Annotated in this window: 16 protein-coding genes; 13 read left to right on the top strand and 3 right to left on the bottom strand. The window is 70.9% G+C overall.

Annotated elements, in window-relative coordinates; all coding sequences use genetic code 11:
- Positions 1-94: 94 nt before the first annotated feature.
- Positions 95-1,408, top strand: coding sequence for an MFS transporter (locus ACIRYZ_RS08180; RefSeq protein ID WP_402941172.1), 1,314 nt, complete (start codon positions 95-97; stop codon positions 1,406-1,408).
- Between the two features lie 214 nt (positions 1,409-1,622).
- Here the strand turns inward: ACIRYZ_RS08180 and ACIRYZ_RS08185 are convergent, their stop codons facing one another.
- Genes ACIRYZ_RS08185 through ACIRYZ_RS08195 form a run of 3 tightly spaced genes read right to left on the bottom strand, consistent with a single transcriptional unit; the run spans position 1,623 to position 4,875 of the window.
- Complete coding sequence (locus ACIRYZ_RS08185) at positions 1,623-2,915, bottom strand: MFS transporter (RefSeq protein WP_402941174.1); 1,293 nt, start codon at positions 2,913-2,915, stop codon at positions 1,623-1,625.
- The gene (locus tag ACIRYZ_RS08190) at positions 2,912-3,883 is read right to left on the bottom strand and encodes an LLM class flavin-dependent oxidoreductase (protein ID WP_393028661.1); all 972 of its coding nucleotides are present in this window, start codon (positions 3,881-3,883) and stop codon (positions 2,912-2,914) included. The genes ACIRYZ_RS08185 and ACIRYZ_RS08190 overlap by 4 nt, the downstream gene beginning before the upstream one ends.
- Complete coding sequence (locus tag ACIRYZ_RS08195) at positions 3,880-4,875, bottom strand: FkbO/Hyg5 family chorismatase (protein ID WP_402941176.1); 996 nt, start codon at positions 4,873-4,875, stop codon at positions 3,880-3,882. The genes ACIRYZ_RS08190 and ACIRYZ_RS08195 overlap by 4 nt, the downstream gene beginning before the upstream one ends.
- A 415-nt stretch (positions 4,876-5,290) precedes the next feature.
- Between ACIRYZ_RS08195 and ACIRYZ_RS08200 the strand changes: the two genes are divergently transcribed.
- From ACIRYZ_RS08200 to ACIRYZ_RS08255, 12 genes are all read left to right on the top strand, one after another.
- The gene (locus ACIRYZ_RS08200) at positions 5,291-5,740 is read left to right on the top strand and encodes a MarR family winged helix-turn-helix transcriptional regulator (protein WP_380611378.1); all 450 of its coding nucleotides are present in this window, start codon (positions 5,291-5,293) and stop codon (positions 5,738-5,740) included.
- 275 nt (positions 5,741-6,015) lie between these two features.
- A complete protein-coding gene (locus ACIRYZ_RS08205; protein ID WP_402941179.1) occupies positions 6,016-7,485 on the top strand; it encodes an AMP-binding protein in 1,470 nt (489 codons plus the stop codon).
- Complete coding sequence (locus ACIRYZ_RS08210) at positions 7,482-7,748, top strand: phosphopantetheine-binding protein (protein WP_402941182.1); 267 nt, start codon at positions 7,482-7,484, stop codon at positions 7,746-7,748. The genes ACIRYZ_RS08205 and ACIRYZ_RS08210 overlap by 4 nt, the downstream gene beginning before the upstream one ends.
- A 118-nt stretch (positions 7,749-7,866) precedes the next feature.
- Positions 7,867-8,241, top strand: a complete 375-nt coding sequence (locus ACIRYZ_RS08215; RefSeq protein WP_402941185.1) for an ectoine synthase — start codon at positions 7,867-7,869, stop codon at positions 8,239-8,241.
- Positions 8,242-8,459: 218 nt separating this feature from the next.
- A complete protein-coding gene (locus ACIRYZ_RS08220) occupies positions 8,460-9,578 on the top strand; it encodes an acyl-CoA dehydrogenase family protein (RefSeq protein ID WP_402941188.1) in 1,119 nt (372 codons plus the stop codon).
- 17 nt (positions 9,579-9,595) lie between these two features.
- Positions 9,596-10,270 (top strand): transglutaminase family protein, encoded by a 675-nt coding sequence (locus ACIRYZ_RS08225; protein WP_402941191.1) that lies wholly within the window; start codon positions 9,596-9,598, stop codon positions 10,268-10,270.
- An 8-nt stretch (positions 10,271-10,278) separates the two neighbouring features.
- Positions 10,279-11,088 (top strand): maleate cis-trans isomerase, encoded by an 810-nt coding sequence (locus ACIRYZ_RS08230; protein ID WP_402941194.1) that lies wholly within the window; start codon positions 10,279-10,281, stop codon positions 11,086-11,088.
- Positions 11,085-11,357 carry a DUF6253 family protein gene (locus tag ACIRYZ_RS08235; RefSeq protein WP_402941197.1) on the top strand — a complete coding sequence of 91 codons (273 nt, stop codon included), beginning with the start codon at positions 11,085-11,087 and terminating at the stop codon, positions 11,355-11,357. Before ACIRYZ_RS08230 ends, ACIRYZ_RS08235 begins: the two co-directional genes overlap by 4 nt.
- A gap of 604 nt (positions 11,358-11,961) precedes the next feature.
- The gene (locus ACIRYZ_RS08240) at positions 11,962-12,630 is read left to right on the top strand and encodes a TetR family transcriptional regulator (protein WP_402941200.1); all 669 of its coding nucleotides are present in this window, start codon (positions 11,962-11,964) and stop codon (positions 12,628-12,630) included.
- Positions 12,631-12,993: 363 nt separating this feature from the next.
- Positions 12,994-14,214, top strand: coding sequence for an IS701 family transposase (locus ACIRYZ_RS08245; protein ID WP_402941203.1), 1,221 nt, complete (start codon positions 12,994-12,996; stop codon positions 14,212-14,214).
- Between the two features lie 310 nt (positions 14,215-14,524).
- Positions 14,525-15,013, top strand: a complete 489-nt coding sequence (locus ACIRYZ_RS08250; protein WP_393028681.1) for a nucleoside deaminase — start codon at positions 14,525-14,527, stop codon at positions 15,011-15,013.
- The gene (locus tag ACIRYZ_RS08255; protein ID WP_402941206.1) at positions 15,010-15,669 is read left to right on the top strand and encodes a DsbA family protein; all 660 of its coding nucleotides are present in this window, start codon (positions 15,010-15,012) and stop codon (positions 15,667-15,669) included. The genes ACIRYZ_RS08250 and ACIRYZ_RS08255 overlap by 4 nt, the downstream gene beginning before the upstream one ends.
- Positions 15,670-15,679: the final 10 nt, after the last annotated feature.

The following is a 15,679-nucleotide window of genomic DNA, read 5'->3' on the forward strand; positions in this document are numbered from 1 at the left end:
GGGTTCCGCCGGTCGCCGGGGGTTCCCCATGTCTCTCGATATGAAGTATCTTGACATCGAGATTGATGGTGATCGTGAAACGGGGGACCTGCGGATGCGGGGGAACGGACTGTTGGCGCAGCTGCGGCGGCCGCCGGGTGGGCGGGACGCGCGGATCATGCTGCTGGCGGAGGGCGTGGACCGGACCGGGACCGGAGTCTGGGCGGCGGCCTCGGTGCTGTACTTCACCTACGTCTGCGGGATGGACGCGGGCCGGCTCGGGCTGCTGCTCGGAGTCGGCGCGGTGGCGGGGATCGCCGGGTCGCCGCTGGCCGGTCGGGCGGCCGAGCGGCTGCCGGTGCGCGGGCTGCTGATCGGATGCCACCTGCTGCGGCTGGGGACGATGGGCCTGCTGCTGGTGGTCGACCACTACGCCGCGCTGCTGGTGGTCGTCGCCCTGACCTGCCTGGCCGAACGGGGCGCCAAGACCCTGGAGATGCTCTTCGCCACCCGGGTCGCGGGTGAGCGGCGCAGCACGTACCAGGCGCTGTTCCGCAGCGTGGCCAACGCCGGGTACGCGGTCGGCGCGGGCATCGCGGCGATCGGCCTGGCGGTGGGCACCACGACCGCCTACCGCGCGCTGATCGTGGCCAACGCGCTCTCGTACGTCCTGGCCGCGGCGATGATCTGGCGCACCGAGGAGCCGGGCGGGCGGGGGCTGGTGACGGCTGCCGCCGGGTCGGTGGACGGAGCGGCTGCCGGATCGACGGCCTGTGGGCCGTCGGCGGGCGAGCCGTCCGCCGCGCCGAGCCCCTGGCGGGACCGCGGCTACCTGCTGTTCGTCCTGCTGGACCTGCCGATGTGCCTGGACGACACGATCCTCAACGTCGGCCTGCCGCTCTGGCTCATCCACCACACCGACGCCCCGCACGCCGTCGTCCCGGTCTTCCTGACCCTCAACACCGTGCTCGTGGTGCTGCTGCAGATGCGCGTCTCTGCCTGGGCCGAGCGCCCGCGCGGGGCGACCACGGCGGTGGGCTGGTACGGGGTGCTGCTGCTCGCGACCTGTGTGCTGATCGCGCTCTCGACCGGCGGCGGCCCCTGGACCGCCACGATCGCCCTGCTGGCCGCCGCGGCGCTGGTCACACTGGCGGAGCTGATGCGCTCGGTCAGCTCCTGGGAGCTGGCGGTCAGCCTGGCGCCGCCGCGCGCCCGGGCCTCGTACCTGGGGGTGGCGGGGATGTCCCAGTCGGTGCAGAGGTCGGTGGGCCCGATGCTGCTGACCGGCGCGGTGATGGTGGCCGGCCCGGTCGGCTGGCTGGCTCTGGGAGTCGCCTCCACCGGCCTGAGTGTGGTCCAGCGTCGGGCGAGCCTGCGACGGCTGGCGGCGGTGGCGGCGCCGGAACGGGTCCCGGTGGGCGTGGGGTGACCCGGCTCGATGTCCGGCGTTCGACGCCGGGGCGCTGGCGTCCGGCCTCGCGACGGGACCGGCGCCTCGTCGTCGGACCGCCGGGGCCGGCCCCTCGGACGACGGCGGGCGCCGTTCGCGGGGCCGGCGAAGCCGCCGTCGACCTGCTCGGTCGGCTGCCACCGGTGGGGGCGCGCCGTTGTGGGAGGTGTGCCGGGTCGGGCCCGGGTGGCGGTCATCTCCCGGAGTGGGAAGGGCGGTTGGGTGTGAGCCGGGCCGAGCCGGCGGCGGTGGCCGCCGTCGGTGGGGCGTCCGCCGTGCCCCCGGTGGGCCGGGGTGTCCGCACGCGGGCCGAGTTCACCAGCAGCGATCCACCGAGCGCCGCGGCGCCGGTGAGGGCCGCGAACACCGTGGAGGAGGTGGCGATTCCGGCGGCGTCGCTCAGGTAGCCGGTGAGGATGGGCAGGATGCCGGCGAACAGGTAGCCGCCCGCGCTGAGCGCCGCGTTGGCCTCGGCGAGGCGGGTGGGGGTGACCTCGGTTCCCAGGCGGGAGAAGCCGCCGTACTGGCCCATGCCCTGGCCGATGCCCGCGAGGATCGCCGCGAAGGACAGCAGGGCGAGGGAGTGGGTGCGGACGGCGGTGGCGGTGGCGAGCATGGCGATCCCGGTGGCGACGCCCGCGATGGTGAGGATGCGCCCGAGCGGCAGCTTCTTGATCGCGAACTGGATGCCGGTGGACGCTCCGAACATCATGAAGCCGATCCCGCCCGTCACCAGGCGGTTGCCGGTGTGCAGGAGCGAGCCGAGCAGGATCGGTCCCAGGGCGAGCAGGAGGGAGGTGCCCGTCATGCCGGGGATGTAGGCCATCAGGCTGGTGGCCAGGCCGCGGCGGTTGACGCGGGGGACCGACGGCAGGCGCAGCCAGCCCGCGGTGGGCGCCTCCCGGGAGGCCGGCGCGGGTGGCAGGTGGAGGGTGTGGACGACCGCCAGGGCGGTCAGGAGCAGGACGCCTTCGAGGACGAACACGGCCACCGTGGGGGCCGCCCAGTACTGGGAGACGCTGCCGCCGAGCAGGGGGCCGGTCGCCAGGCCGGTGCCGATGGCCACCGACCCGGCGAGGACCGCCTGCGGGCGCCGATCGGGCCCTCCGACGTGGGCGACCGCCGCCGTCCCGGCCGAGAGCGCCGCGCCGACTGCCACACCGGTGAGCAGTCGCGCGACGATCAGGGTGAGGACGTGGGTGGCCGTCATGAACAGGGCGCAGGACGTCAGGCCGGCGGCCAGGGCGGGGACCAGGACGCGGCGGGTGCCGTACCGGTCGGCCAGGGCCCCGGTGAAGGGCAGGGCGAGGAGCAGGCCGCCGATGTAGGCGGCGAAGATGACGGTCTCGGTGCCGGTGGAGAAGCCGATGCGTTCCTGCCAGAGGCCGAGCAGCGGGGTGGGGATGTTGGAGAGCATGAACACGGCGGTGATCGGCCAGGCCGCCGCCCACACCGCCCAGGCCGGCGCCTGCGTTTCGCGGTTCACAGGCCGCGGAGGATCGGGAGCAGTTCCTGCGCGGTCCGCTGGACCGCGGTGCGGTAGCCGGCCTCCGTCAGCTCGTCGGTGGGAAGGCGCAGGATCAGGTGGCGGGCGCCGTTCTTGATGTACCGGTTGAGCCAGTCGGCGACCTCCTGCGGGGTTCCGCCGAAGATCCCCTGGGTGGTGCGCATGGTGGTGAGGGGGAGGCCGTAGTAGGCGTCGAAGTAGGACCACAGGGTGTCCTCGGCCCGCTGGCGGTCGCGGTTGACCGCGACGGAGAGGTAGACGGCGCCGGTGACGGCGTCGGCGGGGCGGCCCGCCTCCTGGCGGGCGGCGTCGACCTGGTCCCAGCCTTCGCCGTACTTCTCGGGGGTGGTGGAGGTGGGCATCCAGCCGTCGAAGTGCTGGCCCGCCCGCCGCAGCATCTTGGGCCCGGAGTGGGCGATCCACAGTGGGGGGCCCTGCGGCTGGTGCGGCAGGGGCAGCAGGGCCGCGTCCTGGAGCCGGTAGTGCTGTCCCTCGTACGAGACGGGCTCGCCGCGGGCGGCCCACAGGGCCTGGCAGATCTCGACGGTCTCCCGCATCCGCCCGAAGCGGGTGGTGAAGTCCAGCCCGTAGTTGGCGAATTCGCGTTCCGTCGCGGGGGAGGCGAAGCCGGATCCGATGCCGGCGATGAGCCGGCCGCCGGAGATCCGGTCGAGGCAGGCCAGTTCGTGCGCCAGGTGGACGGGAGGGCGCAGCGGCATGAGGACGGCGGTGCCCAGCTGGAGGCGTTCGGTGGCGGTGGCGGCCGCGGCGAGGGCGAGCAGCGGGTTCATCCGCGAGCGGGCGAGGGGGGATTCGCCGGCCCAGATGGAGTCGAAGCCGGACTCCTCGGCCAGGGCGGCGATGGAGGCGAGGTTGGCGGGGTAGGGGCCCTCGTCGATGACGCATTCGCGTCCGGGGAGGACGATGCCCACCTTGAGGTCGGTCACAGGTCCCACCCCCGAGCGGGGACGAGGCCCTCGATCTCGACGAGGAGGTCGTCGCGGCAGACCGCGACGTTGAGGTACTTCACCTCAACACCAAGACCAAGCTTCTCCTCACAGACTGCGCGCACCGCCGGAATATCGCCCTCATGTCGTACGTATGCCTTGATCATTCGGAGGTCTTTCAGGTCGTGGCCCGCGTCGATGCCCTGGGGGGCGAGGTTCTCGCGGGAGATCAGGTGGGCGATGTTGTCGAGGGTTTCCCGGGTCTGGGCCCGCACGTCGCCGTGGTGGACGGTCTCGTGGCCGAGGATGGACGCGGTGCCGGAGACGTAGAGCGTGTCGTCCAGGACGGTGGCCCGGGCGAAGCTCGGCGACTTGGGGCCGTACTGGTCGGGGTAGTGGTAGGCGGACGTCTGCCGGCCGTTCTCTATGTGCCGGGGCACTCCTCTTCTCGTCGCCAGCAGGAAGAAGGCGATGCCGCGGCCCTGGGTGCCGATTCCGGTGGCGGCGGGGAGCTGGGCGGTGCTGTCCCCCATGTAGGTGTGGAACGCCTGGGCGCGGCCCTGGACGAAGTCCTGGTAGACCTCCATGCCCTCGGCGTTGGTGCCGACGATGTCGCCGACGAAGTTCCACATCCGGAAGATGTGGCCGTAGTCGAGGTGGTTGACCAGGGCGAAGGCCTTCTCGTAGATGTCGCGCACCGGGGGTGTGTAGACGTCCTGTTCCGGGAGGAGCCCGGCGACGAAGAGGTGGCGGCCGTCGTGGGCGTAGGCGTTGTCCTCGCGCAGGACCCAGCGCGGCCGGTCTGCCACGGTCCACACCTCGCGGAAGGCGTCGCCACCGGTGACGGCCATCGGAATGGTCAGGTCGGGGTGGCCGTGCTGGAAGCGGCTGAGGCCGGCGGTGTCGCCGTAGGTCACCGTGGCCAGGACGTGGCGGTCCCGCTCCGGGTGGGGTGACTGCGCGACGGGGATGAAGTGAGCGCGGATGCTCATCTCAGCGGTCTCCTTCGATGCCGCACGCGGTGCCGTAGCCGGCCTGGTCGGCCTGCGTGCAGGAGGGGTGGACGTAGTCGGGCCGGATCTGGATCTTCACCGGATCTCTCATCTCAGACGGCCTTTCCGGCCGGTCAAGGGCTCGCGGAGCGGCACTCGGTGCCTTCGATCGGAGCGTGCGTCACCTTGAGCGGCCATGTGGTGGGGTCGGTGGAGAGGATGGAGCACGACCTGGTGCAGCGAAGCCGTGGTCGCCCGGATGTTGCGGGCGGGTGTACACAAGACGTCTAAAATGTTGCTTGTACGTGCAATAAAGTGCGGCCGGCGAGTCCCTGAAAACGGAAACTCGGGGCGCCAGGATCTTGCATGCGCATGTACTCTGCTGTCAAGCAACACCTTTGCAAGGGAGGCACTTATGGCAACTTCATCCCACGCGCCCCTGCGCACCTCCGACCAGGCCGCATGGAACCGGGTGCTCGCGCTCCATGCGTACGTGGAGCGCGAACTGGCCCTGGCCCTGCAGCGGCGGCACGGGATCGGACTGTCGGAGTACCGCTCACTGGAGCACCTGCACCACTCCAAGACGAGCGAACTGCGCATGCAGGACCTGGCCGACAAGGTCGGTCTGGGGCAGTCGTCGGTGACGCGCCTGGTGGGCCGCCTCGAAACGGCCGGCTTCGCCTTCAAGGACCTGTGTCCGTCGGACAAGCGCGGCGTCTACGCGGTCATCACGGACGAGGGGCGCCAGCGCTACCAGGCCGCGCGCGCCACCTACGCGGAGGTCCTGTCGTCCGCGCTGAACACCTTCACCGCCGATCCCGAGCTGGGCCCCACGGTCCAGGCCCTCCGCGCGACCCAGGTCTGATCCGCGCCGGCCCGGCCGGCGCGGATCAGACCTGGGTCGCGCAGGCCGAGTCGGCGCGACCCGACCCCGACCCCGAACGCACTCCGCGTTCGGGGTTTTTTATTTGGACTTGCTTGGACATGCAACTGCGGTGTCCTGCGTCACAACCACTTCGCCAAGTGCATGCTTGACCAAGCATGCACTTGCCCAGGTACCGTCAACCTCGACACCGCACGATTCGAACAGTCGATCGGTACCTGTTGCCGGCGGCTGAGCCGACCGCGAGGAATCCCGCCGTGCCATCGTCCCTCCTGGCCGAGACCGTCGCCGCCCACGGCGAGGACCGGCCCCACCACATCGCGCTCCACTTCAACGACCAGGCCGTCAGCTACGGCCGACTGAACGACCTGACCCGGAGTCTGCGCGGTCACCTGTCGCAGCTGAACCTCCCGGCGGGCAGCACCGTCTGCGTGCCGGCGCACAAGAACCCGCAGACCGTCGCGCTGCTGCTGGCCGTCTTCCACGAGGGCCACATCGCCCTCGCCCCCTCCCCGGACCTGGGCGGCGACGCGCTGGAGCGTCTGGCACATCAGGCGCGGGTCTCCCACCTGCTCACCGCCACCGCCGACGGCGAACTCACCGCGGCGCCGGTGCCGGTGGACGAGGGCGAGGCGGAGGGATTCGCGGTGCCGGATCCGGCCCGGACCCGGTTGCTGCTGACCACCTCGGGTTCGACCGGGACCCCCAAGATCGTTCCGATCGAGACCGCCGGGTTCGACGCCTTCACCGACTGGGCCGTCGGCGAGTTCGCCCTGACGCCCGACGAGACCGCGCTGTCGTACGCACCCCTCAACTTCGACCTCGCCCTGCTCGACGTCTGGACCTTCCTCCAGCTCGGAGCGTGCGTCGTCCTGGTGGAGCAGCAGCGGGCGACCGACGCCGCGCACCTGGCCGCGCTGGCCGCCCGGTACGACGTCACCTTCGTCCAGGGCGTGCCGATGATGTACCGCCTGCTCCTGGAGAACGGCGGCACCTTCGCCGCCGTACGTCACGCGATCTTCACCGGCGACCGGATGCCGGCCGACCTGCTGCGACGTGTCGCGCCGGCCTTCCCCCGGGCCGCGTTCCACAACGTGTTCGGCTGCACGGAGACCAACGACTCCTTCATCCACCGCGTCGATCCCACCGCCGTGGACGGCCCGATGCCCATCGGCCTTCCCATCCGCGGCACCGACGCCCTGGTCGTCAACGCCGAGGGCGAAGCCCTCGCCTCGGCCGGCACCGGCGAACTCCTGGTGTCCACGCCGTTCCAGACCGGCGGCTACCTGCGCCGGGACCTGAACGACGCGGTGTTCACGCACCTGGAGGGCCGGGTCTTCTACCGCACCGGCGACATCGTCACCCGCACCACCGAGGGCCTGTACTTCCTCGAAGGGCGCGCGGACTGGCACGTGAAGGTCCGGGGCGTCCGCACGAACCTGCAGGAGGTGGAGAACGTGATCACGGCCCACCCGGACGTCGCGGAGGCCGTGGTCGTGCCGCTGCCGGACCCGCAGGCCGGCGTCCGCCTGCACGCCCACGTCACCCACCGCCCGGGCAGCGGCCTCACCAGTCTCCGACTGCGCACCCACCTGGGCCGGCAGCTGCCGCGCCACGCCATCCCGGCGTCGGTGCACCTCACCGCCGCTCCGCTGCCCCGCACCTCGACGGGCAAGCCCGACCGAAACCTGATCAAGCAGAACCGCCTGAAGGAGAGCGACGCATGAGCACCACAGCCATCGCCACTGAGGTCCGCGCCTACGTCGTGGCCCAGTTCCTGGCCGGGGAGGACGTCTCTGACCTCACCGGCGACTACGACCTGCTCGACTCCGGAGTCATCGACAGTCTCGGCCTGGTGAAGATGCTCGGGCACCTCACCTCGGCCTATCAGATCCCGGTCGACGACATCGACTTCGGCCCGGACGACTTCCGAACCCTCGACGCCATCGTCGCCGTGATCGCGGAGCACCGGCCGGCCGCGGCCGCCTGACCGACGACTCCGCCCGGTCCGGCCGACGGCGCAGCGTCCCGTCCGACGACTGCGCCGTCCCACCCGACCGACCGCACCTCACCGCCGCACAACCCGATCCCGAAGGAGAACCAGAGAGATGTTCACCCGCAGCCTCGATGACGTCGCCCCTGTCGAGTGGGGCAACGGCCTGAGCTACCGACTCCTCACCAAGAGCGACGGCATGGGCTTCGCCGTCGCGGACACCCTCGTGCGCAAGGGCACTTCGAGCGCCCTGCAGTACCGCCACCACCTGGAGGCCTGCTACTGCATCGGTGGCTCCGGCGAGGTCGTGGAGAAGGACGGCACCCGCCACAAGATCGTCCCCGGCACCATCTACGTCCTCAACGAGCACGACCCGCACTACCTGGTGGCCTCCGCCGACGAGGACCTCCACCTGGTGTCGATCTTCAACCCGCCGATCAACGGCGACGAGAAGCACACCCTGTCCGCGGACGGGTTCTCCCAGTACTGAGCCGCCGCCCCACCGGCCGCCAGTCCACCAGTCCCGGTCCGAAGCCCGCTCCCCGGCGGGCTTCGGGCCGGGGCCGGGCCATGTCACGCCGCGTGGGCGTGCGAGCCCGTGGCCGTCGGCCCGGGCCATGGAACGTCGTCATGGCCTCACCTCGATCCACTGCTGCCCCGATCCGCACCCGCCCCGATACACCGTTGAAAGGGACCCCAGGATCTCCCGTGACCGATGACCTCTTTCACCTCACCGCCCCGTGGGCCGAGCAGCTCAACGCCGGTACCCGCGAGCTGGACGCGGCGGGCGTCTTCCCCCACGAGAAGTGGAAGACGCTCCAGGAGACCGGCCTGCTGCGCGTCCCGTTCGCGCCGGAGTTCGGCGGCGCCGGCCACAGCCTCACCGAAACCATGCGCGCCCTGGAGGGGCTGGGCCACACCTCCAACGACGCCGGCCTCTCCTTCTCCGCCTCGACGCAGATCGTGTCCGTGGGCACGCCCCTGCAGCGGTTCGGCAGCCAGGAACTGAAGGAGAAGTACCTGCCGAAGATCATGTCCGGTGAGGCCATCACCGCGCACGCGATCACCGAGCAGTCCGGCGGGTCGGACGCGATGAACCTGGCGACTGTCGCTCGCCGCGACGGCGACCACTACGTGGTCAGCGGCGACAAGATGTTCATCACCAACGCCCCGGTCGCCGACCTGTTCCTGCTGTACGTCCGCACCGGCAAGCCGGGCCCCTTCGGCCTCACCACCCTGCTCGTCGAGGCCGGCAGCCCCGGCCTGACCGTGGGCCCCGCGATGGACAAGATCGGTCTGCGCACCAGCCCGATCGGCACGCTCGCCTTCGACGAGCTGCGCGTCCCGGTCGGCCGGCGGGTCGGGCAGGAGGGCGCCGGCTTCCGGGTCCTGGACTACGTGATGAAGCGCGAGGTCCTCTTCGGCTTCTCCATCACCCTGGGCGAGATGACCCGGCGCCTGGAGGAGACCATCGCCTTCGCCAAGGAGCGCCGCCAGTTCGGCCGGCCCATCAGCTCCTACCAGGGCATCTCCCACAAGATCGCGGACATGAAGATCCGGGTGGAGACGGCCCGCAAGTGGCTCACCGACACCGGCGCCAAGGTCGAACGCAACGAGGACGCCTCGCTCGACCTCGCGGCCACCAAGACCGTCGTGTCGGAGGCCAACGTGCAGACCGCGCTGGACGCGGTGCAGATCCACGGCGGCCGCGGCGTGCTCACCGAGCACGGCATCGAGCGCGACCTGCGCAATTCGATCGCCGGAACGATCTACTCCGGAACCTCCGAGATCCAGCGCAACCGCATCGCCATGCTCCTCGGACTCTGAGCGACAGGAATCCCGACATGACCGACCAGCTGGACCACCTCACGCGTCCCACCGAATTCCTCGACTACGAGACCGACGAGGTGCAGGCCTTCATCGACCACGCCGTCAAGGACCGCTCCGCGGACCGGCGGACCAACGCGATCGAGCTGTACTACGCGGTACGCGACGGCGTCGACTACGAGGTCTACGGCGCCCCGCTGTCCCGGGAGGGCCTCAAGGCCTCGCACACCGCCACCACCAAGTCCGGCTTCTGCCTGCACAAGTCCGCGCTGTACGCGGCCGCCGTGCGAGCCCTGGGCGTCCCCTCCCGCCTGGTGTACGGCGATGTGCGCAACCACCTCGCCTCGCCCCGCCTCCTGGAGCACATCGGCGGCGACGTGTTCTTCCACGGGCTCACCCAGGTCCACCTGGACGGCAAGTGGGTCAAGGCCACGCCGGTGTTCAACAAGCTGCTCTGCAAGCTGTACGGCATGCAGGCCCTGGAGTTCGACGGGCTCAACGACAGCCTCTACCACCCCCACGACGGGGGCGGCGCCATGGAGTTCCTCACCGACCACGGCTCCTTCGACGACGTCCCCTACGACTTCGTCCTCGAAGCGATGCGCCGCAAGCACCCCAGGTTCCTCGACGCCGGCGGCACCGGCACCGTCCGCGGCGGCCGCCTGGCCGACGAATCCACGCTCACCCGGTAGGAGACCCCATGACCAGTACGCCCTCGCCCGTCGACGGATGGGACGCCTCGACCCGCATCGGCGTCGTCGTGCCGCACGCCGATGTGGGCCCGGAGGCCGAGCTGCAGGCCGTCGCCCCCGCCTCCGTGTCCATCCACGGTTCGCGCATCCACTTCGCCGCCATGCGCCCGGGCGGTGAGATGGACGAGAAGATCCCGCACGACCCGATCCTGGCCTTCGTCCAGGCCCCGTACCTGGACAACGCCGTGGAGCTGCTCGCGGCCTCCCCGCTGCACGCGCTGACCCTCGGCTTCACCTCCTCCAGTTACGCCTTGAAGGCGCAGGGCGAACGGGAGTTGTACGAGCGGCTGCTGCCCGTCACCCGGGGGCTGCCGATCACCGGCACGACCAGGGCCGCGCGCGCCGCGTTCGACGCGCTGGGCGCCCGCCGGATCGCGGTGGTCAACCCGCCGTGGTTCGACGACACCCTCTCGGGCCAGGGAGCCGACTACTTCGGCGAGTTCGGCTACGACGTCGTCTACCACGGCCCCTGTGGCCTGCCCTCCAACCAGAAGGCCATCACGCCCGAGAACCTGTCGGCGTGGATCCGCACCACGGTGGCCGCCCACCGGCCGGAGGCCGTCCTCGTCGCCGGCAACGGCATCCGGGCGGTCGGCACCATCAAGGCCCTGGAGGACGAGCTCGGCTTCAACGTCGTCACCGCGAACCAGGTGATCCTCTGGCACGCCCTCCACCTCGCCGGTGCCGCGGCCACCGCCCGCGGCATCACCGAGTACGGGCACCTGTTCGCCACGACGCCGAAGGACGACCAATCGTGACCCTGCTGGACGCACACGGCTACGAGGCCGTCTTCGGGACCCCGGAGGGCGACACCTACCGCATCCCGCTGATCTGCTGGCGGGAGGACGGGGACCACATGTACGGCATGGTCCTGGTCAAGGGCCATCTGCGGCGGACGGACCAGCTGCGGAACTTCCTCCAGTACGAATGCCGGCGCAGTGCCTGTCGACACGAGGCCCCGCCCTCCTTCGACGCTTCGGCGGTGGACAGCCGGCCGGACGGCGCGCACCTGTCGGCCCTGAGGTGACGTCCGCGCGCTCGTAAAGGCGCAGGCAAGTGCGGGTTGTCGAGCCCCCTTGTGAAGTCCCCACGCTCATAACGGGATCCGGCGGCTCCCACCCTTTCTCCCGGCTGCCGGTATTCAACCCGCTCACCCCTATTCGGAATCCGTTCGACGGGTATTCGCCGCCGGTCCGAATGGAAGACCCCGCCATGTGCCGGGGCGCCGCGCACCCGGCGCTTCGGCGGGTGGGCCGGATCCACCGCACCCCGGGGCGAGGCGAGGCGGCGTCGCGCGCGACCAGTCCGGACGCGAACGACGTTCCTCGCCCCGGTCGGTGCGGTTCGGCATGACCCGGCCCCACGCCCCGTGAGCCCACGTGTTCCGGCCCTCCGGCGCCCGAGCGCACGGTCGGACTTCAGCGCGGGCGGAGACGGACGCACCCGGTGTCGGCCGGGCGAACAGGGATCCGACTGCGCGTCAGGTTCGCCGGTGGACCGGGGTATGCTTGCCGCGTCGTCGCGGGGCAGGTACACGAACCAGTCGGAGGGGCTATGCAACTCACACGATGTCCCCAGGACGCCCAGCGGTCCACGGCCGCACCCGTCACGCGGTACCGGAGCGCGCCGCTGTGCTGAGGCAGGCGCGCGCGGAGCAGACCCGGGCCGCCCTGATCGACGCCGCGGCCGAACAGTTCGCCCGGCACGGTTACACCGGCGCCACTCTGGCGCGCATCAGCCAGTCCGCCGGCGTCACCTCGGGAGCCTTGACCTTCCACTTCCTGACCAAGGAGGACCTGGCGCTCGCGGTCGTCGAGGCGGGTGCGTCAGCGGTCCGTTCGGCGCTGCACGAGGTGCAGCAGCTCACGACGCCGGGGCTGACCGCGGTCAGTCGGCTCACCCAGTCACTGGCCGCCTTCCTGAACCAGGACGTCCGGGCCCATGCGGCCATGCGACTCGCGTACGAGTGCCCCGGTTCCCAGCCCACCTGGGAGGAGGCCTGGCGTCCCACCCTGCTGCACGCCCTCGACCTGGCCCGGACCGGCGGCACCACCGACGCGGAGCTCGCCGACATCGAGCTGCTGGTCGGCTACCTGCTGGCCGGGGCCGAGGCGCGGCTGCGCTCCGGCCGCCCGGTGCGGGCCGTGGAGCACGAGCTCGGCCAGCTGTGGCAGCGGGCCGCTGCGGGCTTCAGTGGCCGACCGGACCGCGAGCCCGATGCCCGCGAGCACGACCGGATGCCCGCGCCGCCCCTCGCGCACGGCGAATCCCGGGAGGGGACCGTGCGGAACGACGGGTGATCGAACGGCGCTCCGGTCGTCCGGCCGGGCCGCGTCCCGTCGTGTGACCTTCGACGTCGACCCGCGCGCTCCCGTGTGCCCGGCCCGTGCGCGAAATCGAGCTCGACGACCACCGCTCGTGGGTGTTCCGGCGTTCCGGCGTTCCGCGGAAGTCGAGTCGGAGGCGCAACTCCGTGACACCACCCGTTGTGAGGCCCGGCCGCTCCCGCCCTCGGATCCGACCCGGCGGATTCACGCCATGGTTCGCGCGGAGTTGGCGAAGTGGCGGCAGGAATCCCTTTCCTCCAGAAAAAAATAGTGCTCATTCTTTACTGTGGATGCGTCTGTGTGAAAGCCCGCAGCCGCAACACGGGAGGGGAAACTATGAGGGGATGGGACTCCGTCGCCCTGTTCACTGACCAACTCTTCGGACACTTGCGTCGGGCCGACCAGCGCAGGTGGGCCCATGCATATGTACAAGGCCTTCTCAGCACGCCCGGCAAGAAGTCCATCCGCCGGCTCGCGGCCGTGGCGAGCGACTCCCCGACGGCATCGCAGGCTCTGCACCAGTTCATCAACGAGAGTCCCTGGGAGTGGGAGCCGGTGTGCGACCAGTTGCGCCAGTGGGCCGAGGGTCGTGTCCGGCCCCGGGCGTGGACGGCCGCCCCTGTCGTCCTGCCCAAGCGCGGTGAGAAATCGTGCGGAGTGCACCGCCGATTCATCCCACACACCGGACGGACCGTCAACTGCCAAGTGGGAGCGGCGGTCTTCATGTCGACCGACGCGGGCGAGCTTCCCGTGGGCTGGTGCCTGTTCCTGCCCGAGCCGTGGGCCCAGGGCCCCCTGCGCGAGCGGGCCCGTGTCCCACGGACGGCCACGGCCTCGACCGAGAGCCAACTCCTCTACGTGCTCGACGCGATGGTACAGCGTTCGCAGTACGACCCCGTCCCGGTCGTCGTCGACCTCGACGGCTACATGGACTCGCGCCGGCTCCTGGACGGACTGGTCAAGCGCCGGCTGGACTTCGTCGTGGCGATCCCCGACGGCTTCCCGCTCGCCCCCCTCGAACCCCACGCCTCCGGTTCCCGTCGGCCGGTGACGGCGGCCGCCCGGGTGCTGAGCGACCGGAGCACGGAGGTCCGTCCCGGCGGCGTGAGACGGGGGCGTGGGCCCGTTCGTGACGCTCTGGTCCAGATTCCCGGCGCTGTCGCGGCCGACCAACGGCCCCAGCCGTTCCGTCTGTTCACCCAGCCCGACGGGCATCCCGAAGGGTCGGGACAGCTGTGGATCACCAATATGGCGCACCGGCCGGTCGACGAGCTCCTGGAGTACGCGGAGCGGCACCCGGCGACCGGTGAGACCGTGGATCTGCTCCAACGGGGCTTCGGCCTACGGGACTTCGAAGGCCGCTCGTTCCCGGGCTGGCACCACCACATGGCACTGGTCTCGGCCGCCTTCACCTACAGCCGCCTGGCGGCCGACCCCGACCGGCAGACCGCCCGTCCCGGCCTCGGCGCGGGAGGCGACGGCCGGGCCAGGCCGCCGCTCGGGCCCCGCGCGCTGTGGACGCAGGACAACGCCCTGAGGTATCCCGTCGCGGTCTGAGGCTGTCGTCCGGCCCCGCGGTGGCGGGCTTCGCGGTGGCGGGCTTCGCGGTGGTGGGCTTCGCTGGTCGGTCGGTCCGGCGCTCGCGTGCCGGACCGTCACCCCGCACCCCGATGACCAGGCATCGGGCAATGTCCTGAGCGGTAGCGATTGACAGCAAGATGTATGTTCATGCAAGCTCTATCTGCTCGCTCAAGTCTCTTGCGGGCCCAAAGAACATGTACATACAAGCAACTACTGGGGACTCCATGCCTGATGTCACGGCGCCCACTGCCCACACCCCGGCCGCGGTCTGAGCGGGGGAGCAGCGTTGCGTTATTCCGAGCTTTCAGAGAGCGAGCTGACCGAGTACGCCCGTGAGGCGGTACGGATCAGCCGCGAGCACGTCGCCAAGGGCGGCATCCCGTTCTCCGGCGTGGTGGTCAACCGAGGCCGGATCCTCGGCACCGGCGTCAACCGGGTGCGCGAGGACAACGACCCCACCGCGCACGCCGAGGTGACCGCACTGCGCGAGGCCGCCGCCAAGTACGGACTGCACGCCACCGCCGGGGCCACCCTGATCGCCTCCGGCGAGCCGTGCGCCCTGTGCTACATGGCCTCGCTGTACTTCAACGTCACCCACATCGTCAACGTGGTCGACCGCAAGACGGCCGCGCGGTACGGCTTCGACTACACCAACTCGTACTCGATCTTCGCCGAGGATCCGGAGACCTGGCCGGTCAAGGTGACCTGGCTGCAGATCCCGGAGGGGACGAAGCCGTTCGAGGAGTTCCTCGCGATGGAGCAGGGGCGGTCATGACCGAGACGACAACCGGCACAATCGGCGTCAGGGTCTGGTCGGACTACGTCTGTCCGTTCTGCATGCTCGCCGAGGGTCCGCTGCACGAGGCCACCCGCGACCTCGATGTCGAGATCGAGTGGATGCCGTTCGAACTTCGGCCCCACCCCACCCCGACGCTGCGCCCGGAGGACCCGTACCTGCCGGCGATCTGGGAGCGCGCGGTCTACCCGATGGCCCGACGGATGGGCGTGGACATCACCTTGCCCACGGTCTCCCCCCAGCCCTACACCCGGCTGGCCTTCGAGGGCTACCAGTACGCGGCCGAGCACGGCAGGGCCGCGGAGTACACCCCGCGCGTCCTGCGGGCCTTCTTCCAGGAGAACCGGGACATCGGCCGCACGGAGGTCCTCGCCGACATCGCGTCCGAACTCGGGCTCGACGGCGGCGACTTCACCGCGGCGCTGACCGCCGGCACCTACACCGCGGCCCACCAGGACGCGCTGCGGACCGCCGAGGCCTTCCGCATCTCCGTCGCTCCCACGATCATCATCGACGGGCGCCACCGCATCGAAGGCGTGCCCACCGTGGCCCAGATCCGCAAGGCCGTGCTCGACGCCCAGGCCGAACAGGCGGTCGCCGGAGATGCTCCCGCCTGCGGAATCGACGGGTGCTGACCTGACCCGA

It is taken from the genome of Kitasatospora sp. NPDC101155 (assembly GCF_044768305.1).
Lineage (GTDB): Bacteria > Actinomycetota > Actinomycetes > Streptomycetales > Streptomycetaceae > Kitasatospora.